The following is a 22795-nucleotide window of genomic DNA, read 5'->3' as shown; positions in this document are numbered from 1 at the left end:
GCTATATTAATAGTCATTGAGTAGGAAAATTCTGAAAATAGAGAATGAAAGTGTTTATATATACGCGTAAAGGTTATGTTATATCTATGGAAATAAATAAGGGGTGTTTTTATTTGTGAAGTTTAAAAAAGAAAAAGTGAATCATGTAGATTCTAATCAAGCTAAAAAAGGTGTAGTAGCAACGGGGATAGGTAACGCAATCGAATGGTTTGATTTTGGATTGTATGCACAATTGGCAGTAGTTATCAGTGCGAATTTCTTTGGTAATTTACCACAAGAAATGCAAATTGTGTCAACCTTTGCCGTCTTTGCTTTTGCATTTATTGTAAGACCAATTGGAGGAATATTTTTTAGTCATTTGGGAGATAAATATGGTAGAAAAATCGTTTTATCTACAACCATTTTATTGATGGCTGCCTCTACATTAATGCTAGGTTTGTTACCAACGCAAGAACAAATTGGAATATGGGCACCAATACTCTTATTAGTAGTTCGAATGATTCAATCATTCTCTACTGGTGGTGAATATGCAGGAGCAATGACTTATATTGCTGAAACATCTCCAGATAAAACAAGAGGTAAATTAGGTAGCGGACTTGAAGTAGGAACACTTGCAGGGAATATATTAGCTGCAATACTTGCTGGTACAATGTATAGTTTGTTGAATGACCAACAGATGGCTGAATGGGGATGGAGAATTCCATTTATCATAGCAGCACCATTAGGTATTGTAGGTATTATACTTCGTTCAAGTCTTGACGAAAGTCCAGCCTATGAGTCTACACTAGAAGAACAAAAAGAATTAGAATATTCATATTTAGATATCTTTAAATATTACTGGAAAGATGTTGTTGTTTGTTTTACTGGTGTAGCTTTCTTAAATGTAGCTAATTACATGGTGTTGTCATATATGCCTTCGTTCTTGAATACGACGATTAATTTAGGTGGAACGATGGGCTCAATATTAAGTACGATTACCATGTTACTCATGATACCAGCCGTATTTTTCTTCGGATGGTATAGTGATAAAATTGGAAATAAACGGACGATTATATTTGGTTTAGTAGGCTTTAGTTTATTCTCAGTGTTAGCTTTTTGGTTAATGAGTATCCCAATGTTGCCTTTAGTAGTCTTAGGTTTATTTATCATTGCACTATTTATGTCAACATTTGAAGGTGTTATGCCTTCAGTGTTACCAAGTATGTTCCATACTAAAGTTAGATTGCGTACACTGTCGCTTGTATATAATATAGGTGCTGCTATTTTTGGTGGTCTAACACCATTTATCCTTTCTACACTAGTAGAAACAACCGGCCAACAAATTGCACCTTCCTACTATTTAATGTTTATAAATATAGTTGGACTAATTATCTTTGTAACAATGTTCAAATCAACATCTAATAAATCTTTAAGAGGATCATATCCTAATGTAGAATCACAGGAAGATTACGAAGAGGTGATTCAAAATCCAAAAGATGCGTTATGGTGGGAAAAAGAAGTTAAACATGAAAAAAATAGCACAACATAGAGTGACTGAAATCACAGTTTTTCAATTATACATTTTAAAATTTAGAGCTTAAGATTGAGCCTCAAAGATTGCTGATGAAAGTAATCTTTGAGGCTCATTTTATTCTCATATTGTAATTCGTTGGTTATGAATATATTACAAATTAAGAGAAGATGTAAAAATATCAATTATATATGTATTGTGTGCACAATTGATTGGATGTAATGATATATTATATTTATTAAAAATGTTTAGTAATTAATTTAAAGTGCAAGTAAAAAATAAAAGAAAAATCAAATAAATAAATTATTATTAAGCCTTTTGTGGTATTATTAAAACAATCAAAGTTAATGGGAGGTTGAAGGGTATGTCTAAAACAATAAAAATTATTATCTCAATTGTAATTGGTGTGCTTTTAATTGCCGGTATTGGGGGCGCCGCTTATTACTTTATTACCAAAAATACACCTAAAAACACATATTTATTGAGCGAAAAGGAAACAGCTAACCAATTTCAAGAATATGCTAAGGATCGATTTGAAAATGAATTTAAATTTCAAGATAAAATGAAAGATGAATCATATTTAATCGATTTAAAAGCAAATGCTGATGTTCCAAAAAGTTTATTAGAATCATCAGGTATTCCTAAATCTGTCGCGGATGCTTCTGAAATAGGATTGACAGTGGGACACGATCCTAAAAAAGAAAAATCAGTTTTAGCTTTAAATCCAACGATAGCTGACAATGAAATTGGAAAGTTTCAATGGGCAGCAGACAAAGATAATCAATATTATGCATCACCATTGTTTAATGATATTTACAAAGCTAAAAATGACGAACTTGTAGACGTTTATGAAAAAATAACTGGAGATACATCAAGCACAACAGGTAAAGAGAGTGTATTGACAAATGATACATTAAACTTAAACTCATTATTATCAGGGTCTCAAATTTCACAAAAAGATATAGAAAAAATAAGTAGTAAATATACAGATGTTGTCATAGATAAATTAGACAAAGATAATTTTGAAAAAGAAAATGCTACGATTGATGTAGATGGTGATGAAAAAGATGTTAAGAAAGTAACATTGAAACTTAGCAAAGGCGAAACAAAAGCAATCGTGAAATCAGTTTTGGAAAAAGCTAAGAAAGATAAAGATATTAAAAAAATTGCAGAAGATCAATTCAAAACAGAAGATTATGAAGATAAAATTGATGAAGCTATACAAGAAGTGAAAGATCAAGATAAAAATGATTTTCCAAGTATTAAATCTGTGATTTGGGAAGAAGATAATCTGATTTTAAAACGTGAATTAACTGCTAAAGATAAAAATGATTCAGAGGTAAAATTAACAGGAACGAATCAAATTGATGATGACAAATTAGCTATGAATTATAAAATTACTGCAGATGATACTGAGCTATCATTGAAAGGTAAATCAACAAAAGACGATGATAAATATAAAGATAATTATACTATTGGAGCTAATGAAAGTTACAAGAAATCTACGATAAAACTATCAAACAATGAAACTCAAGATGGTGACAAACGTACAGATAAAGGTAAAGTGAGCGTCGATGCAAATTATCGCAAAACTGAATTTGAATATAATAATAATTTAGAAACCGACGTGAAAAATAATACGCAAAAACAAGATTTCGAATTAACTACAGACGTTCAATATCAGCCAGTAACATTTAATATCAAAGGTGAGACAAAACTTAAAGACGATATTAAATTTGAAAAATCAGGTGCTAAAGATTTAAATGAATTGTCCGATAGTGATTTGAAAAAATTACAAAAGGAAATTTCTAAAAAAACAGAAGATATCGTTAAAGATTTAGCAAAAGATTTTAATAAATAACTAAAAGGAGAGTGGTAAAATGAAAACATTACAATTGTTTCGCATTTACCACTCTTTTTTATTAAAAAAATGGTATTTACAACTATACTTATTAATTATAGTTGTAGGGTTATTTGCTACTTTAATAGTGATTCAACAATTAAATCAAGATAATGAGAAATTTAGAATTGGTGTTGTTGATAAAGATCAGTCTCCAGAAACGCAAATCATATTGAAATCACTAGGTGACGGTGCCAATTTGGGGAAGGATATTAGCATAAAAAAGTATAATCAAAAAGTAGCTGAAAAAAAGTTAGAAAATAAAACTTTAGAGGGTTATTATGTTTTTGAAAAAGGTATGACACATGATTTTTATAAAAATGGAAGTTTGCCCATTTCAGTACATACATATGATAAACAATCTACAAAAAGTCTAGTTATTAATCAGTTAACAGATTCAGTATATCAAAGACTCATGCTATCGATGGGTGGCGGTCTAAGTTATACAACATTGTCATCACATAATGATAAAGATCATACATTGATGTTATTAACAGATTTATTGTTTACGGAACTAAACCGTACTGGTGCATTTGATTATGAACCTATACATATATATGACAGTGTAAGTTATTATGTAATCACGACTTATTTAGCGTCTATTTATATTTTCGCTTTGTCATTATTTACCATTTTAAAAATGAACCAAACGACGGCGTTGTGGTCAAGGTTAAGCATGCATCATTTTTCTTTTGAAAAATTAACATTGATAAGAAGTATATTCACGCTATTTTATACAGGATTATGGACATTTTTCGGTGCGCTTTGGTTGATTAAATCTATACCTAATCAATTTGAAAGTTATAATTGGTTAACGCTTGTAATTCAACTTAGCTACTATGTCTTAATGATTATTATTTGGTTAACCATTATTGATTTAATTGCTTTTAAATGGATGAACTATGCACTAAAAATTATATTGAGTACATTGATTAGTGTATTATCGGGGATGACGATACCAACAATTTATTTTAAACATTCTATTTTGGGTATGGTTGATTACTTACCGTTTAGTTTTGTAACAAATCAAATGCTAGAAATTGTATTGAATAATTATATTTTAGATGTACCAATAACTTTTTATAGTAGTCTATTTATATCAATTTTTATCTTAGTCCTGATAGTGATTGGGAGGTATCGCACATGATCCAACCCTATTTCTTCATAATTGTTAAAAAACAGTGGAAACAACATTTAGCCTTTATTTGCATCTTATTACTCTCTTTAATTGCTATCTGGGGTGTATATAAAACGCTAAATAAATCATTTCAAATTCCTGTGGCAGTACAAGATTTAGATCAATCAGCAGCTTCAAAAAGCTTAATCAAAAGCATCACAAGTAACGAATACATTACTAAAATCGAAGTGCCAACAGAAGAAACATATTTGGATGAATATATAGTAAGAAAAGAAGCGATTGTAAGTTTACAAATACCGAAAAATTACAGTCAACAGTTACATGACAATCGTTTGAAAGAAACCATTTTATTGTATGGAAGAGATGATTTTATTGGTGATATTACTTTAGAAATTATAAGTATGTCATTATATGAACAACAGATACCTAACATCGTTAAAAGTCATCTAGATGATAATGGTGATCGTACATCCTTGACTAGAGTGAATAAAATATTGGATGACAAGACACCTCAATCGCAAATTGCACATTATTTTGTGAAGTCACATTCAGAAACTTCTATATCATTGAGTGTTATTTTTGCGATATTGTTGTGTATCAGTAGTGTGCAAATTATTTTGCACCAAAGATTAAAACAGAACGGTCCGTTGATTAGAATTTTTTTAGTACAATTTAGTCAGTTAAGATTGTATGTTACATACATACTTATACATGCAATTTTGTTGCTAATGATATTAATTATAAGCGCATTATTGTTTCATCAGTCACTATCATGGATATTTTATTTAAAATCACTTTTCATCATTGTATTATTTGAAGCAGGTGTTGCGTATCTATTATTTAAAATTAACACACTGAGTCATAGGTTATTTATGACGTTTATATATGCGCTTGTCATGAGTGTGATTTATGTCTTTATACAAATTTAGGAGTGATGGGATGATAGCCTTAAAACATGTGCAGAAGAAATATCATAATAAAACAATTTTTCAATCTCTAAATATGAAGTTAGAAAATCAACAATTAACTGTGCTATTAGGTGAAAATGGTGCTGGCAAATCGACATTATTAAGAATGCTTTCGGGGTTAGAAAAACCCGATCAAGGTGAAATTACGTACTTTGGGAAAAAGTTATCTAAAAAACAATTACAAGCAATGATTGGATATGTACCACAAGATATTGCGTTATTTGAGCATATGACTGTCGCAGAAAACATCAATTGTTTTAAAGCTTTATGTAAAAACGCAATATCGGACGCGCTAATTACAAAATATATGGAACAATTAAATATCGATGATTTGGACATTACTGTTTCTCGTCTATCTGGAGGAACGAAACGTAAAGTTAATGTATTAATTGGTTTATTGAACAACCCACAAGTTCTCATATTAGACGAACCTACGGTAGGTATAGATTTGAAATCAAGGTTTGATATTCATAATTTACTCAATCAAATGAAACGAAATTGTTTGATTATATTAACAACACATCATTTAGATGAGGTAGAGGCACTGGCTGATTGTATTAAAGTCATAGGTGTCGATCCTTTTTATAAAAAAGTATTATCAGATAAACAATGGCAATTTGAAAGTTATCAGAATTAACTTTAGTTTCAAGATAATTTGACCCTTCACTCCTAAAAAAGCACGCGCAAGGTAAATTTCAACTATTTGCTTTGCAAGTGCTTCTTAATTTTTATGAAGCTTAAACCCTCAAAATAACAACGTTGTTATTTTAAAATAAAAGGTGTATAATATATGTTTATGAATACGTTTTCATAAAATTGGTTTGACTGGGGGATTTAAATTGTCATTTGTGAGTGAGCATTTACCGATAATATCACTTATTATTGGCGTAGCGTTATTATTATTCTTAAATATTAAATTAAAGGTTAACAGTATTTTTTCTTTGATTTTTGCAGCTATTGCTGTTGGCTTATTGAACGGTATGAAGCCGATGGTAATATTAGATACAATTAAAGAAGGATTAGGTTCAACGTTAGGTAGTCTCGCGCTTATTATTGGATTTGGTGCAATTTTAGGTAAGTTAATGGTCGACTCAGGCGCGGCTCAGCGAATAGCTACTACGTTAATTAATAAATTTGGTGCAAAGCATGTACATTGGGCATTGATTATTATTGGCGCTGTCTTTGGTATTTCTGTATTTTATGAAGTAGCCTTTATGATTTTAGCCCCTTTAGTGATCAGTATTGCGGTTGAAGCTAAAATACCATTTATGAAATTAGCTATTACTATGGTTGCCGCAACGACACTTTCTCATAGTTTATTTCCACCTCAAGCAGGTCCAACTGCATTGGTAGATGCTTATCATGCTGATATGGGAATGGTATACATTTTAGGAATGATTGTCTTTATTCCTGGCGTGATAATTGCAGGTATTCTTTTGCCAAAAATGATGAAAAATTTAAATTATCCTGTGCCACCATTATTACAGAAAAATAAAGAATTTAGTGAAAGTGAAATGCCTAGTTTTGGAATGAGTTTATTAATACCATTAATTCCTGCTATTTTAATTTCACTTTCAACAATATTAAGTATGTTTATAACTAAAGACACTTTATGGCATGAAATTGTATCATTTTTTGGGAGTGCAGAAATTAGTCTTATAATCGCAATTCTTACATCAATTGTTGTCTTTGGATTAAGAAAAGGTAAAAAGATGGATGAATTGATGAAATCTTTTGAAAGTGGGTTGAAAGGTGTAGCAACGATTATATTTATTGTTGGTGCTGGTGGTGCATTTAAAGAAATCATTTTAAAAGCAAATGTAGGTGATTATATTGCGGGAATAATGCAAAATACAAATATTTCACCACTTATCATGGCGTGGTTAATTACAGCACTTATTCGTATTGCTACAGGACAAGGCGTGGTGTCGGCAATAACTGCAGCTGGAATTGTAGGGCCATTAATTCCTACATTTAATGTTAATCCAGTATTGATGGTTTTAGCAACTGCTGCTGGTAGTAACACGATTACGCATGTGAATGATGCATCATTTTGGTTATTTAAAGAATATTTTAATATAACGATTAAAGATACATTTAAAACTTGGGGGCTTTTATTATTTACATCTTCTATTGTTGGTTTGGTCATTGTATTAATCATGGATTTGTTTATGTAAAGTAACAATAGTATGAGCGGAATAAAAAATGGTGATTTTTTCCGCTCTATACCCCTTTGTTAGTTATTTAATGTGGCATTTCACTTAAATATATCCTTTACCGCAATTGTTAAAACGACTGAATGTATAATTTGAATGATAGGTACGAATATTATCTTAAACATCAAATGATGATATGCAAATTGTATACAATGATTTATGTGCATCTATTGAAATTTTATAATTTTGATAGATGCTTTTTTGCTTGTTTTAAAGCCTTTAAATATATTTTTATAAAAAATTATTTAAATAAACCTTTGACTTATTATATTTAAAAGTGTAATATTCATGAATATTAATACAAATATTAGAATAATAATAAGGTTGGTGTATTTAATGAATGAGTTATTCGAATTAACAGATCAATATAGTTCAAATAATTATAGTCCTTTGAAATTAGCATTAGCCAAAGGTAAAGGTGCGCAAGTATGGGATGTTGAAGGTAAGCGATATATTGATTGTATAGCAGGATTTTCAGTAGTGAATCAAGGACATTGTCATCCGAAAATTATAGAAGCATTTCAAGCACAAAGCGAGCAAATAACTATGGTATCACGTGCCTTATATAGTGATAACTTAGGGCAATGGGAAGAAAAAATTTGCAAGTTAGCAAACAAAGACAAAGTACTACCTATGAATACTGGGACTGAAGCTGTGGAAACAGCAATTAAAATTGCACGAAAATGGGGCTCAGATGTCAAAGGTATTAAAGAAAATGAAAGTGAAATCATTGCTATGAAAGGTAACTTTCATGGTCGTACATTAGGGTCTTTATCTTTATCTGCCCAAGATAATTACAAAGAAGGGTTTGGCCCATTGCTAGATAATATTAATTATATAGAATTTGGAGATATTGAACATTTGAAAGTATTGATTAATGATAATACATCGGCCATTATATTAGAACCGATTCAAGGTGAAGGCGGCGTGAATATTCCTCCAAACTATTTTATTCAAGAAGTGCGTAATTTATGTAATCAACATAATATTTTATTCATTGCCGATGAAATACAGGTTGGACTAGGTAGGACAGGCAAGATGTTTGCTATGGAATGGGAAGGTGTAGAGCCCGATATTTATTTACTCGGTAAATCATTGGGCGGCGGACTTTACCCTATTTCAGCTATCTTAGCAAATGAAACAATCATGAATGTCTTAACACCCGGCACACATGGTTCTACATTTGGCGGTAATCCACTTGCATGCGCAGTATCGATGGCAGCTATCGATGTTTTGCTAGACGAAAACTTAATTGAACGTTCCGCTGAATTAGGCCAAACATTGCTGAACCATTTACAACTTATTGATAGTCCAATCATTGATGATGTCAGAGGGAGAGGATTATTTATCGGTATTGAATTAACAGAACAAGCGCAGCCCTATTGCTTGGAAATGATAGAAAAAGGTGTGTTGTGTAAAGAAACACAAGGCAATGTAATTAGAATTGCACCACCGTTAGTTATTAATGAAGATGAGATTAACCAAATTGCTGAAGTGATTAAAGAAGTGCTTGAAAAAAAATAAAATAGCACATTAAAAATTCCGAATATTCAGAAAGGTATGAAACAGATGATAACAGTTGGAATAGTAGGCGGAAGCGGTTATGGTGCGGTAGAACTTATACGTTTATTACAACATCATCCTAACGTCATAATTAAATATGTATTTTCACATTCTAAGATTGATGAACCAATTAGTAAAACATTTCCACATTTAAACCATATCGCACTTAATTATACTGAATTAAATGAACAAGCGACGTCTTGTGATGTCATATTTTTTGCAACACCTTCCAATGTCAGCAAACATTTGGCACCAAATTTAATTAATAAAGGTGTTAAAGTGATTGATTTGTCAGGGGATTTTAGGCTGACGGATAGAAATCTATATCAAACATTTTATGGTGAAGCAGCTGCAGAACAAGCACTTTTAGATAAGTCGCTATATAGCATTGCAGAGTGGAGTGAAATAGATTCACAACGCACAAATTTGATAGCGAATCCTGGTTGCTTTCCTACTTCTATTTTATTAGCTTTACATCCTCTGATTGCTCAAAATGTAATCGATATTCAATCAATTATTATTGATTCAAAAACGGGTGTTTCAGGGGCAGGCCGTTCATTAGCACAACATGTGCATTACGCTGAAATGAATGAAAATTTTAGTGCTTATGCAATTGGAAACCACAAACATAAACCAGAGATAGAACAGTATATATCTAAAATTGCAGGAACAAAGTGTAATGTGATGTTTACGCCGCATTTAGTACCGATGACAAGAGGTATTTTATCTACAATTTATGTGAAGTTAAACGAATATACGACAGCTGAGCATTTACATGCTATTTATAAAAATGATTATGAGCATAAACCATTTATAAGAATTAGAGACTTAGGAGAATACCCTAAAACAAAAGAAGTGTATGGTAGTAATTTTTGCGATATAGGTCTATATGTAGATGAAAAAAATCAAAGAGCTGTCATCGTTTCAGTGATAGATAATTTAGTTAAAGGCGCTAGTGGTCAAGCAATCCAAAATTTAAATCTACTTTATGGTTTAGATGAGGCAACTGGTTTGAATCAGTTACCAATTTATCCTTAACAAAATGCGAAAGGAGAGATGAGATGAAAGATATTGAAACAATAGATACACTCAATCAAATTACTGTAGATATTAATGGTGACGTAGGATCACCATTGGGCTTTATAGCTGGTGGTTTTCATGCTGGTTTAAGAAGAAAGAAAAAAGATTTTGGTTGGATTTATTCTACGACAGCAGCAACTGCAGCAGGTGTATATACCCTTAATCGTTTCAAAGCGGCACCTCTTAAAGTAACTGAAGATAGTATCAGCATCAATCAAACATTGCAGGCAGTTGTAGTTAATTCAGCAAATGCGAATTCATGCACTGGAGATAGAGGTATACAAGATGCGAAAGATACGCAAAGTTGGGTAGCTGAACGATTAAACATAGAACCACATCATGTTGGTATTGCTTCGACAGGGGTTATTGGTTCGTTTTTACCTATGGATAAAATAAAACATGGCGTCGATCATGTTTTACAAGATTCGTTTAATCAGAGTGAATATTTTAATCAATCGATTTTAACGACAGATACGACCACGAAACATTTGTCTGTAAAAGTAGACATAGATAATCAAACAGTGACAATTGGTGGCACTGCAAAAGGATCTGGAATGATACATCCTAACATGGCGACTATGCTAGGTTTTATAACGACAGATGCAAAAGTTGATAGTAAGGCATTGAATCAATGTTTAAGTCAAACTACAGATCACTCTTTTAATATGATAACCGTTGATGGTGATTCTAGTACGAATGACATGGTCTTATGTATGGCAAATGGTCAAGCTAATCATCATTCGTTAGATGAAAATCATCCTGAGTGGCAAAAATTTGTTTATGCTATCAATTATGTTGCACGTTATTTGGCTCAGTCGATTGCAAAAGATGGTGAAGGCGCTACAAAATTGGTGACAGCTAAGGTTAAAGGTGCAATAGATATTCATGAGGCTAGAAAAATGGCGAAAAGCATTGTTTCATCTAACTTAGTTAAAACAGCAATTCATGGTGAAGATGCAAATTTTGGAAGAATTGTAACAGCGATGGGCTACGCATCAAAATATATAGACCCTAATGCAACCAATGTGAAATTATGCCAAGTTTCTGTGGTTAAACAAGGCATGTCGGTGGCATTTGATGAAGCTTATTTAAAACAACAATTGGAAGCAGATAACATCGTTATAGAGGCTACTGTAGGTGATGGAGAAGGAGAATCTACCGCTTATGGTTGTGACTTATCATATGAATACGTGCGCATAAATGCGTCGTATAGAACTTAAGAGGTGTTTGATATGGATTACATTGTAATTAAAATAGGTGGAAGCACTTTGACGGATATGCATGATTCTACAATTGAAGATATTGTTGCATTAAAAAATCAAGGTTATAATCCAATAATCGTCCATGGAGGAGGCCCTTTTATAAATCAATCTTTGGAATTACAAAAAGTAGAATCAAAATTTAAAAATGGTTTGAGAGTTACTACTGACGATGTGCTTTCTGTTACGACTCAAACATTAATTGGACAAGTGAATCCTAGTTTAGTCAATAAAATCAATCAATTTGGTGTTCAAAGTATTGGTATGAATGGCATAGATGCTCAATTATTTGATATTAAACCGTTAGATCTAAAATATGGTTTTGTTGGCGAACCTATTCATATAGATACAAGTGTTATCGCAACTTTAACTCAATCTTTTCTACCAGTCATCGCATCTATAGGTGCTAATCAGACGACGTCTCAAGTATATAATGTTAACGCCGATACATTGGCATACAAACTTGCGCAAGCTTTACAGGCACCAATTTATTTATTGAGCGATATTCCGGGCGTTTTAATCAACGAAAAAGTACAACCGTCACTGAATGCGAAAAACATCGAAACATATATTGAACAAAAATTAATATATGGTGGAATGATACCTAAAGTACAAGACGCTGTAAAAGCAATAGAAATGGGATGCCAAAAAGTGGTTATTGCTGCAGGGAATGAAGCACATATTATTCAAAAACTGCAACATGGCCATAATGTAGGCACTACAATCCGTAAATAATATTTACCATGAGTGGTATATACACAATTTTTTAAAAGTGAAGCTTTTGTCCCACTCAGACAAGGATGAAGTTTTAAAAGTAAGTTTACAGATCTGTCATCTCGTGCCCTATATATAAAAAAGCCCAGACATTTACTATGTTCTGAGCTTTTTTATATAGCTAAAGATTATTTAATTAAATCAAAACTAAAGATTTTTAGAATAAGTTGTTAAAAGTTCACTGTAAAAATCAATGAATTTTAAATACATATCTTTTTCTACACATTCATCAATTTGATGTGGTTTAATACCAGGGCCAAATACTAAGAATGGGAAACTTTCATCTTTATTTTTTAATAAGTTTGAAGCATCTGTAACGCCACCGATTGGAGAGGCAATAAAGTCCTTATCAAATAGAGATTTAGCTATAGTCTGAGCGGTATTAATTAAGCTATTATCACCAGTAGTAAGTACTGGATCTAGGTCTAAATATAAGTTGCTTGATAAATTTGCGCCTTTATCATTATGACTTTTAATTGTGTTTGAGAATAATGCTTTTACTTGTGCGTTATCATATTCTGGAATTGTACGAATATTAAAATCTGCATCAGCCTCTTCAGGGACAGAGTTAACTTGTACCCCACCTTTAATTAAAGTATTACTTATAACTAAACCTTGCAGTGCAGATTCTACATCTTCAAGTGCTGTTGTTGCAGGCAATGAAGGTTTAATTCTATCAATAAATTTTGTGAAATCTAACGCTTTTCCTTGTACTTCTTTGGAAATTCTAGCATAAGCGTCATCGATATCTTGTATAAATGAAATCAATGGTTTTATCGCATTTATGCCCATTACCGGCATAGAGCTGTGTGCTGATTTACCATAGGAAGTTATACGATAGTCCATAGAACCTTTATGTGCGTATACCATGATATCTTGGCAAGGTTCTGCTATAAGTAATGCATCAACGTCGTCCATATAGCCATGTTCATATAAAGTTTGGGAACCAAGTTGTTCCATTTCTTCACCACTAGTTGCTAAAAATCTAATACGACCATGTTGCAGTGCTTGAGATTGTTTAATATCAATAAGTGCAATTGCTAACGCAGCAAGTCCAGATTTCATATCTGCTGCACCACGGCCATATAAAAATCCATCATCCTCAGTAAGTGAAAATGGATCGTATGTCCATTGAGATTTATTACCCGCAGAAACCACGTCCATGTGACCTGAGATACCAATTACTGGATTTCCTTCACCTATTTCAGCAATAAGATTAGCACGTCGTTCATCAATTTTTTGGATTTTTGATTCAATCCCATAATTCGAAAATAATTGCTCTAAATAATTACAAACTTCAATTTCGTTATCATTTACTGTTTCAATTGCAACAATATCTGATAGGATTTGTACTTTTTCTTTATTAGAAAATGTACTCATTGTGTATCACTCCTTTGTATGACTAAATTAAGTATACATCTAGAAAAAATGATTTTTAAAGCGAAACGATTTTTAAAAAAAGAATATAACAAAATTATTTATATTGTAAAATTTTTAATAATGAAAACAAAATAAACTGTACTTGTACGATTACACATTTCGAAGTGTGATATTGAAAATTAAGTATGTGTTAGGAATATAAGTAATACATCAATTGGAAAGATAAATGTCATAACAATTTGTGAAGCAATGGTAGAAGTGGTAATTTATAAATGGATTTAGGTAATTCAACATATAGCTTTGAATAAAACATCAGTATTTCCATGGAAATGCATAATCAATGTTATAAATTAAATGTATACATTTATTGTGGCATTAATGAATGTATTATTGAATATAAACCGAAAGGAATGCAAAATAATTATTGTAATATTTCAAATCATTTCCTATGATTTTACCCGTATTTGATGATACGCTAAAGAAGTGGAATTTGGTTCCAAATTATTTTGTTTTTTCATATATTTTTTAAATAGTTAAGAATGAAAATGACAGTTATATATATGAAAATTTTATATAGAAAGGGGATAATCATATTGGCAAAAGTAGCAATTATTGCTGGCGGCAATAAACTTAAATCAAGACTCACAGGTATTATAGATTATGCGGAATCATATTTGAATGCTGAGGGCATCGAAACAAATGTCATTCATGTACATCAATTAGATGCTGAGGCTTTAATTACTGCAGATTTCTCTAATGAATCAATAAATACTACGCATAAAACGATAGAAGATGCAGATGGTATTATTATAGTATCTCCAGTATTTAAAGCAGCTTACTCAGGTATCGTAAAAACATATTTAGACTTATTACCACGTGGAGCATTTACTGGTAAAACAGTACTACCATTAGCTTTAGGTGGCACATTTGCGCATGTATTGGCAATCCAATACAGTCTTGATCCAGTGATCAAAGAACTAGGTGCAGATACAATTCATAAAGGTAGATTTATATTAGATAAGCATATCACACAAAACGAAGATGGTAGCTATGGTTATGATCAAGAAGCGAAAGATGGCTTAAATAAAACTTTAAAGAAATTTGTCAGCGACAAATCACAAGTTAAAGAATAAATGTATTTGGAATACGGATTATATCAAAAGTTACGATAAACGTAGTATCAACCATAATATAACAGTAATAAAAAAATAAGCACACAGTATCAAAACTTGTAAATTGATATTGTGTGCTTATTATTTTTTATAGTTCATTTAAATGCCACTGAGCTTGGTTATCTAAGGTTAACTTAAATTCATTTGTTTGAATGCACATGGGATGGGCTTCAGAAAATTGATCAGAGAATAGCCATTTATTATCTTCCGGCGTCAGTAAAATAAAACTGTCATCATAATGATCGCCGATAAAATTTAAATCATCTGGTACAAATGTTTGATTTTCATATGTATTTAAATGATACTTTGATAATGCTTCAAAGACTTCCGTCGTTTCATTACAAACGAACCCAATCTCACTAATTCTTGAAAATTCAGGGTCATCCGTAATATTAGAAATGCGTGCAATGAGTTCAACGACATTCCCAGATGGATCTTGAAAGTAAAATGAATGTGCAACAAAAGATTCGAAATAAGTCGTATGTTTACCATCTTCCATCAATAAAAATAATATATTTTGATAATGCTGTTTCATGTCATAAAAATGGTTGTATGGAATGTCAATTGCAAAGTGGTAAAATGGTTGGACATCATCGTCTGTTTGTTGAAAACACAAATGAGTCTCTCCAATTTCAACTGTAAAAGCTTCCCGACTAATCATACGAACAGGACATTCTAAAATTTCTTCATAAAATTGGAATGTCTCTTCAAACTCTGAAGTGAATAATTTAATGTTTTCAATTTTCATAAACGAACCCCACCCAATCCTCATGTTTAACATATAAATATAAGAAATAATTTACTTGTACTTTATCAAAATAATAATCAATATGATAATAATAAGAATTTTATATGAAATAATACGCTTTAAGTAACAATAAAACCTATTTTCAGAAGCCATTTAACGCTATCTACTACAACTTAATTTTTTAGAAATATATAATGCAGTACATATTTCGCTTATGTTTGTTATAGGATTTGTCTACGATTATAAACATTTTCTTATTATTAACACTTTAAGAGCTGCAAACTAAATAAAGTTAAACTAGAAATGGTATTTGATATGTGTATATAGTAATATAGCGATTGATAAAATTTCATAAAAAGAAAAGGCTGAGACAATTCAACTTGTCTCAGCCTTTTTTGTCAGAGTAGGATGACAAAATGGTTTTAAATCAATTAGATTTCAATATTTCACTCTGATTTGTTAGTTCAAGATGTTTGTATATCAGACTTGCTTATACTAAGTGAATAATAATGAGATAATATAAGCACTAATACCAACTAAAATACAATACAGAAGTGCAGGTCCTAATGTTTTTCTTATGACACTACCTTCTTTGCCTGGCATATTAACCACTGCACACACTGCTACTACATTGTGCACACAAATCATATTACCAGCAGCTGCGCCAATGATTTGTGCAGCTAATACAATAAATGGATCTCCACCAATAGAGTTGGCGATATTTAATTGAATAGGCGAGAAGGTCAACGTTGAAACAGTTGCACTACCTGTAATAAATGAACCTAAAGCACCTAAGAATGGTGCAACAAATAGCCAAATAGGACCTAAAGTGTTGGCCATATTTTTGGCGATGTATTCTGGCATACTAATTAAATCATGTGCATTCATACCAGAGTTAATAAAAACATGCACCATAGCGAGCGTAGCAATAAGTGTAATACCAGTGATTTTTATTGTGGATAGAGACGTTAAACTTGCATTACCAAAATCCTTAATAGATTTTCTTTGAACTATAATTGCGAAAACTGCAGATAATAATAAAATCGTCCCAGGTGAATAAAGAAATTGCCATTCAGATGATATTTCAGAGAAATTCAAAATATTATTCCAAGAAAAATCAAGGACATGTGTTGTGAAGTATTCAATACTTGGCACGGTTCTCGTTAATAGAAGTAAGATAACAACCATTACATAAGGTGCCCAAGCAGTTAGTAAACTCATAGAATGTTCCGTACTATCTGCTTCGTATGTGTCATCTAAGCCATCTCTCCACACTGTTTTAGGTAATAGCCACCCCTTACTTGCAGTTAAGACTGCTACTACAAGTCCAGTTAATGATCCTAATATAGCGACAAATTCTGCACCGAATACATGTGCATATACAAAGGCAGACACGGCATATACAATACCTATTAAAGCTAGCCACGGTAAAATTTCAATAATAGATTTTAGTTTCTTGTTTTTTCCAAAGAAAATCACCATTGTAGCTATTACGATAATAGGTATGAAAATACCACTTAATAAATCTAATACAGTTATTTGTTCAGCTGTAGACTGGAAAAAAGATTGATTTGCTTCTTTTAAAGTACTCAATCCAACAATAACTGGTGTACCTACAGCTCCGAAAGACACGGCAATACTGTCGGCAATTAAAGCTGTAACAACAGCAATCATAGGTCTAAAACCTAAAGCAACCATTAAAGGTGCCGTAACCATTGCTGGTGTACCAAAACCTGAAGCACCTTCAATAAGTGAACCAAATAAGAAAGCGACAATAATTACTTGGACACGCATATCTGGTGAAATTTTTTTGAATCCTGCATTTATACGGTTTACGGCACCTGTCTGACGTAATGTATTAAGTAAAACGAGTGCCCCGAATAAAATGTAAAGTATCGTTAATGTTTTATGTGTACCTTGAAGTATTGAAGCAATAACGACATTACCTTGCATCCCCCACACAAATATCCCTAAGATTGTAACAACGATAGCGCTAATAATCATTCCTTTTAAAGCAGACATACGTAAGAGTACGAGAAATAAAAAAGGTACGATTACTGCACTGAAAGCAACTAATAACATCATTTTATATAAAACTCCCTCATAAAAATTTAATAATCATCTAGTCATATGATGTTTAAATAACTTTCATTGTAAACGTTTACAAATAAATTTTCAATCATGTATAAAAAATATATTTTTAATTTTAAAAAATTAAGTGTTATGCAAATATTCTTTCTTTAACTTTAACAGCCTATATTTATTGATTTTATTCATTTATGTCTTAAAACGAAAATAAACGAAAATAAATTTGCGTTATTAGAAAAAATATAATAATATAATGATAATATTTGAAAGCGTTTACAAAACAATAGTCACAAAAATTGGAAGAAAATATTTAAATCAATTCTAATATTAACGATTGATTTATAAGGGGTGCGTAATATGAGTGATAAATTAACTAAAATGGGCATGCCTCCAACGTTATTTTGGGGATATGTTGGTGTATTAATATTTATGATGGGGGATGGTCTGGAGTTAGCATGGATTAGTCCTTATTTACATGATCATGGTCTGTCCGTACAACAAACAGCGATTTTGACAACGTGCTATGGTGTGACGATAGCCATTGGTTCTTGGTTATCAGGTGTCTTGGTAGAAATTATTGGTCCAAGAAAAGTAATGCTGTTAGGGACTGGGTTATATATCATAGGTCATGCAATATTCGTTGGTTTGGCAATTCCAACGATGAATTACAATATCATGATTCCTTCTTATGCAATAAGAGGTTTTGGCTATCCGTTATTTGCTTATTCTTTTTTGGTTTGGGTTGCTTATCGCTCTCCGCAAAAACGTTTAGGCGCTGCAGTAGGATGGTTTTGGTTTGTGTTTACAGGAGGGCTTAGTGTTCTAGGATCATTTTATTCTTCATTTGCGATTCAGTTATTTGGACATTTCTTTACATTATGGACTGCGATCATTTGGGTGTTAATAGGAACATTTTTAGCAGTGTTTGTAAATAGAGATCAGTTTATTATTGAAGAAAAAGGCCACGGCTTTAAAGAACACTTTAGTGAGGTGCTTGCAGGTATAACGATACTAAAAAGAGAACCGCGTGTTGCAGTGGCATGTGTTGTTAGAGTCATTAACCAAGCAGCGCAGTATGCTTTTCCATTATTCTTGCCGATTTATTTAGCTTCCAAAGGTATTGCAACTACAACTTGGTTAAATATTTGGGGGACAATTTTTATTGCTAATATTATTTTCAATCTAATTTTTGGTGCGTTGAGTGATAAAATTGGCTGGAAAAATACAATTTCCTATATTGGTGGTGTGGGATGCGCGATATTTACGTTAGGGTTGTATTTTGTCCCTGAATTATTTACAGGTAATGTCTTTATTGTCGGTGCTGTAGGATTTTTATGGGGAATGTGTTTAGCAGGCTTTGTCCCTATTTCTGCGCTTGTTCCTTCATTAGTTCATGATGGAGATAAAGGGCCTGCAATGGCAATTTTAAATTTAGGAGCTGGACTTTGTGTATTTGCAGGACCAGGATTAGTGGCATTGTTTTATGACAGTATTGGTGTGAAAGGCATGATGTACTTAATTTTTGGATTATATGTTGCTAGTGCAATCATGACACGTTTTTTAAAAACCTCAGAAGAAAGAGAACGTAGGAAAACTGAAAATTTTGCATCATAGCGTAAATAATCTATATAGAAGCTATGAAAAAGTAAGTACTTGGTTTAGTGCATGATATACCTAATAGTATGAATTTGAAATTAGTAAATAATAAAAAACGGGCATACAGTTTCAAAATGATGGATTTTGATATTGTATGCCTATTTTTATTCATTTTTAAAGGATGATTATGCAATGATTTTGAGATGATGTGGGATAAAGGGAATTATTTTTCTTGGAAACCACCAGAAACAAAATGAGCAGCAATTTGCTTAATAGTGGCAAATAGTAAATCTAACATATATATTCACCTCCAATGAGCTAGCGATTACATCATTAATTTACTATATATCATTAAAATATAGTGTAAGAAAGCACAACTTAGTTAAATGATTGCCACGTTGTTTATTGTCAGAAATTTTGCTTGCTTAACCGTTGCAAATAAGGTCGTGATTGTATATAAATATGTTTTCAAAGTAGCTTACACGTTGTTGATTTTATAAAATATTTAAAAATATACAAAAAAAGGTATATTTATACTTGAAAATAACACTATTTAAGTTTAATATGTATATAAATCTTATAAAAATATTGGAGTGATGAAATTGGGGCGTACACAACAGATTTAAAAAAACTAGCATTGTTAAAAGGTAAGAGCTTTTTGAAAACGAGTGACTTTACTGCAGATGAACTAGTAACATTGATTGACTTTACCGGAGAATTAAAAGAAAAGAAAAAGCGTGGTATTCCACACCCTTATCTTAAAGGTAAGAATATTGCTTTATTATTTGAAAAACCATCTACAAGAACACGTTCAGCATTTAGCGTAGCAGCTAATGATTTAGGTGCATTTCCAGATTATTTTGGTCAAGGTGAAATTCACTTAGGTGTCAAAGAATCAACAGAGGATACGGCAAAAGTATTAGGTAGTATGTATGATGGTATTGAATTTAGAGGTTTTTATCAAAAAGATGTAGAAAGTATAGCGCAACATGCCAAAGTTCCAGTATGGAATGGTTTAACAAACGAATGGCATCCTACTCAAATGATTGCAGACTTTTATACATTAAAAGAACACCTAGGTACATTACAAGGTAAGACACTGACTTATGTCGGTGATGCAAGAAATAATGTGGCGCATGATTTATTAGTTACCGGTGCAATATTAGGTATGAATATTCATATTGCAGCCCCTCAATCGCTACAGCCTGATCAAGATATTCAGCAACTCGCTAAAAATTATGCAACACAATCTCATAGTAATATTTTAATTACTGATAATATTCAACAAGCAGTTTATAAAACAGATGCAATATATACAGATGTTTGGTTTTCAATGGGAGAAGATGAATCAGTTCAAACACAGCGTATTGAAAAATTACTTCCATATCAAATTAATGAAGCTATGCTTGTCAATACAATGAATCCGGATGTTATTGTATTACATTGTTTGCCAGCTTTTCATGATGTGCATACAAAAGTGGGACAACAAATTTATAAGACCCATGGATTAACTGAAATGGAGATAACAGATGATGTATTTAAAGGTGAACATGCTGTTATATTTGAACAAGCGGAAAATAGATTACATTCAATCAAAGCAATTATGGCTGGAACATTAGGAGATATTTTTTAGCGTCATATCATAATTGAATAAATATAGAACCTCACAAAGTAAAGTGACTTTGTGAGGTTTTTTGTATTTAAAATAAAAATAGTTATCTATTTTATGAAAAAGTTTTTCATAATGGTAATTTATATTGATTAATATTTTCTTTGATTGTATATTTATGGTAATTAGGAGGTTGATGACTATGAGTAAGTTGTTTGAAAAGGCGCAACAATTTGGTAAATCATTTATGTTGCCTATCGCTATATTACCAGCAGCTGGATTATTGCTGGGAATCGGTGGCGCATTAAGTAATCCGAATACAATTAAAGCATATCCTGTGTTGGATATTACTTTATTACAGAATATATTTGTCCTTATGTCATCTGCAGGTAATATTGTATTTCAAAATTTACCAGTAATTTTTGCTATAGGTGTTGCTATAGGATTAGCTAGAAGTGATAAAGGTACTGCAGGATTAGCAGCAATGCTAGGATTCCTGATTATGAACGCTTCGATAAATGGGTTGTTGATCATTACAGATACGTTAGCAAAAGGCAATTTGGCAGAAGAAGGACAGAGTATGGTTCTTGGAATTCAAACAGTAGAAACGGGCGTGTTTGGGGGAATTATAACAGGTGTTATGACAGCGCTCTTACATAATAAATATCACAAGATATCACTTCCGTCGTATTTAGGATTCTTTGGAGGATCTCGTTTTGTGCCAATTATTACAGCAATCTCTGCCATCATACTCGGGGTTATCATGTTCTTTGTTTGGCCTACAGTGCAAGGATGGATATTTGGCGTTGGAGGTATCGTAGATAAAACGGGTGTCATTGGTACTTTTTCTTTGGATTTGTATTAAGACTGTTGGGACCATTTGGTTTACATCACATTTTCTATTTACCGTTTTGGCAAACTGCATTAGGTGGCTCATTAGAAGTCAAAGGTCATCTTGTTCAAGGTACTCAAAATATTTTCTTTGCTCAACTAGGTGATCCAGACGTAACGAAATACTATTCAGGTGTTTCGCGTTATATGTCAGGGCGATTTATTACAATGATGTTTGGCCTATGTGGTGCAGCTTTAGCAATTTATCATACTGCTAAACCGCAACATAAAAAAGTCGTTGGCGGTTTAATGTTATCGGCTGCTTTAACTTCATTTTTAACAGGTATTACAGAACCGCTAGAGTTCAGCTTTTTATTTGTTGCACCTGTTTTATATGTGATACATGCATTTTTAGATGGTTTAGCTTTTATGTTGGCGGACATATTTAATATTACGATAGGTCAAACATTCAGTGGTGGATTTATAGACTTTTTATTATTCGGCGTTTTGCAAGGTAATGCTAAGACGAATTTTTTATGGGTGATACCAATTGGCATCCTTTGGTTTATTTTATATTATGTTATTTTTAGCTTTTTAATTAAAAAATTCAATTTTAAAACACCTGGTAGAGAAGCGGAAGCAACTACAGAAACCGTTGAAACGACAGAACGGGCTAAAACAATCATCAAGGGTTTAGGCGGTAAAGAAAATATAGATATTGTCGATTGTTGTGCTACAAGACTAAGAGTGACGTTAAAGTCGGATGAACCTGTCAATAAACAAGTGCTTAATTCTACCGAAGCTAGAGGTATTATTCAGAAAGGTAATGGTGTACAAATTGTTTATGGGCCACATGTTACAACGATAAAAAATGAAGTAGAAGAATTGCTAGAAAGCGAGCAAGTGTAATTTATAAAATATTCAATTTATCATTAAACAAAAGTAATATGTAGAAAGTAATTG

Annotated in this window: 16 protein-coding genes and 1 pseudogene; 14 read left to right on the top strand and 3 right to left on the bottom strand. The window is 32.0% G+C overall.

All coding sequences use genetic code 11. The features are described from left to right. Positions 1-115: 115 nt before the first annotated feature. The 10 genes from KA867_RS04200 (at position 116) to argB (ending at position 12369) form a co-directional block, all read left to right on the top strand. A complete protein-coding gene (locus tag KA867_RS04200; RefSeq protein ID WP_210137094.1) occupies positions 116-1528 on the top strand; it encodes an MFS transporter in 1413 nt (470 codons plus the stop codon). Between the two features lie 346 nt (positions 1529-1874). Further along, positions 1875-3371, top strand: a complete 1497-nt coding sequence (locus KA867_RS04195) for a DUF6583 family protein (RefSeq protein ID WP_210137093.1) — start codon at positions 1875-1877, stop codon at positions 3369-3371. A gap of 19 nt (positions 3372-3390) precedes the next feature. Beyond that, the gene (locus KA867_RS04190; RefSeq protein WP_210137092.1) at positions 3391-4557 is read left to right on the top strand and encodes an ABC transporter permease; all 1167 of its coding nucleotides are present in this window, start codon (positions 3391-3393) and stop codon (positions 4555-4557) included. Beyond that, positions 4554-5477, top strand: coding sequence for an ABC transporter permease (locus tag KA867_RS04185; protein ID WP_107384560.1), 924 nt, complete (start codon positions 4554-4556; stop codon positions 5475-5477). The genes KA867_RS04190 and KA867_RS04185 overlap by 4 nt, the downstream gene beginning before the upstream one ends. Before the next feature lie 10 nt (positions 5478-5487). Beyond that, positions 5488-6153: an ABC transporter ATP-binding protein gene (locus KA867_RS04180; protein ID WP_107504469.1), complete on the top strand. Its 666-nt coding sequence runs from the start codon at positions 5488-5490 to the stop codon at positions 6151-6153. A gap of 202 nt (positions 6154-6355) precedes the next feature. Beyond that, positions 6356-7693: a gluconate:H+ symporter gene (locus KA867_RS04175; RefSeq protein WP_119517842.1), complete on the top strand. Its 1338-nt coding sequence runs from the start codon at positions 6356-6358 to the stop codon at positions 7691-7693. Between the two features lie 375 nt (positions 7694-8068). Beyond that, positions 8069-9256: an ornithine--oxo-acid transaminase gene (gene rocD / locus KA867_RS04170; RefSeq protein WP_107384557.1), complete on the top strand. Its 1188-nt coding sequence runs from the start codon at positions 8069-8071 to the stop codon at positions 9254-9256. 45 nt (positions 9257-9301) lie between these two features. After that, a complete protein-coding gene (gene argC, locus KA867_RS04165) occupies positions 9302-10333 on the top strand; it encodes an N-acetyl-gamma-glutamyl-phosphate reductase (RefSeq protein ID WP_107384556.1) in 1032 nt (343 codons plus the stop codon). Positions 10334-10356: 23 nt separating this feature from the next. Continuing rightward, the gene (gene argJ / locus KA867_RS04160) at positions 10357-11595 is read left to right on the top strand and encodes a bifunctional glutamate N-acetyltransferase/amino-acid acetyltransferase ArgJ (protein ID WP_210137091.1); all 1239 of its coding nucleotides are present in this window, start codon (positions 10357-10359) and stop codon (positions 11593-11595) included. Between the two features lie 12 nt (positions 11596-11607). Next, positions 11608-12369, top strand: a complete 762-nt coding sequence (argB, locus tag KA867_RS04155) for an acetylglutamate kinase (RefSeq protein ID WP_107384554.1) — start codon at positions 11608-11610, stop codon at positions 12367-12369. 186 nt (positions 12370-12555) lie between these two features. On the opposite strand, the gene KA867_RS04150 is transcribed toward argB, so the two are convergent. Further along, entirely contained in the window at positions 12556-13788 is a 1233-nt protein-coding gene (locus KA867_RS04150; protein ID WP_107386034.1) for an ArgE/DapE family deacylase, read from the bottom strand. Positions 13789-14381: 593 nt separating this feature from the next. Between KA867_RS04150 and ssuE the strand changes: the two genes are divergently transcribed. Continuing rightward, entirely contained in the window at positions 14382-14921 is a 540-nt protein-coding gene (gene ssuE, locus KA867_RS04145; RefSeq protein ID WP_019469028.1) for an NADPH-dependent FMN reductase, read from the top strand. A gap of 127 nt (positions 14922-15048) precedes the next feature. Here the strand turns inward: ssuE and KA867_RS04140 are convergent, their stop codons facing one another. Both KA867_RS04140 and KA867_RS04135 read right to left on the bottom strand, forming a co-directional pair. Then, positions 15049-15708, bottom strand: coding sequence for a hypothetical protein (locus KA867_RS04140; RefSeq protein ID WP_107504476.1), 660 nt, complete (start codon positions 15706-15708; stop codon positions 15049-15051). Positions 15709-16203: 495 nt separating this feature from the next. Then, positions 16204-17793, bottom strand: coding sequence for an L-lactate permease (locus KA867_RS04135; RefSeq protein WP_107505419.1), 1590 nt, complete (start codon positions 17791-17793; stop codon positions 16204-16206). 360 nt (positions 17794-18153) lie between these two features. On the opposite strand from KA867_RS04135, the gene KA867_RS04130 reads away from it, so the two are divergent. The 3 genes and pseudogenes from KA867_RS04130 to KA867_RS04120 all read left to right on the top strand — a co-directional run bounded on the left by KA867_RS04130 (position 18154) and on the right by KA867_RS04120 (position 22741). Beyond that, the gene (locus tag KA867_RS04130) at positions 18154-19410 is read left to right on the top strand and encodes an MFS transporter (RefSeq protein WP_210137090.1); all 1257 of its coding nucleotides are present in this window, start codon (positions 18154-18156) and stop codon (positions 19408-19410) included. A 583-nt stretch (positions 19411-19993) separates the two neighbouring features. Next, complete coding sequence (gene argF / locus KA867_RS04125) at positions 19994-21025, top strand: ornithine carbamoyltransferase (protein ID WP_181187390.1); 1032 nt, start codon at positions 19994-19996, stop codon at positions 21023-21025. A gap of 178 nt (positions 21026-21203) precedes the next feature. After that, a pseudogene (locus KA867_RS04120) lies at positions 21204-22741 on the top strand (PTS transporter subunit EIIC). Positions 22742-22795: the final 54 nt, after the last annotated feature.

This window comes from Staphylococcus sp. GDH8C109P (assembly GCF_017893405.1).
Lineage (GTDB): Bacteria > Bacillota > Bacilli > Staphylococcales > Staphylococcaceae > Staphylococcus > Staphylococcus cohnii.
Note: the sequence above shows the minus strand (reverse complement) of the source record. Positions and strands in the feature narration are given on the sequence as shown.

Bases quoted from the DNA above. Each gene is read 5' to 3' on its own strand.
- argJ (WP_210137091.1), top strand. From the start codon at position 10,357: ATGAAAGATATTGAAACAATAGATACACTCAATCAAATTACTGTAGAT.
- KA867_RS04130 (WP_210137090.1), top strand. From the start codon at position 18,154: ATGAGTGATAAATTAACTAAAATGGGCATGCCTCCAACGTTATTTTGG.
- KA867_RS04190 (WP_210137092.1), top strand. From the start codon at position 3,391: ATGAAAACATTACAATTGTTTCGCATTTACCACTCTTTTTTATTAAAA.
- KA867_RS04195 (WP_210137093.1), top strand. From the start codon at position 1,875: ATGTCTAAAACAATAAAAATTATTATCTCAATTGTAATTGGTGTGCTT.
- rocD (WP_107384557.1), top strand. From the start codon at position 8,069: ATGAATGAGTTATTCGAATTAACAGATCAATATAGTTCAAATAATTAT.
- KA867_RS04135 (WP_107505419.1), bottom strand. From the start codon at position 17,793: ATGATGTTATTAGTTGCTTTCAGTGCAGTAATCGTACCTTTTTTATTT.
- KA867_RS04140 (WP_107504476.1), bottom strand. From the start codon at position 15,708: ATGAAAATTGAAAACATTAAATTATTCACTTCAGAGTTTGAAGAGACA.
- argC (WP_107384556.1), top strand. From the start codon at position 9,302: ATGATAACAGTTGGAATAGTAGGCGGAAGCGGTTATGGTGCGGTAGAA.
- KA867_RS04150 (WP_107386034.1), bottom strand. From the start codon at position 13,788: ATGAGTACATTTTCTAATAAAGAAAAAGTACAAATCCTATCAGATATT.
- KA867_RS04180 (WP_107504469.1), top strand. From the start codon at position 5,488: ATGATAGCCTTAAAACATGTGCAGAAGAAATATCATAATAAAACAATT.
- KA867_RS04185 (WP_107384560.1), top strand. From the start codon at position 4,554: ATGATCCAACCCTATTTCTTCATAATTGTTAAAAAACAGTGGAAACAA.
- argB (WP_107384554.1), top strand. From the start codon at position 11,608: ATGGATTACATTGTAATTAAAATAGGTGGAAGCACTTTGACGGATATG.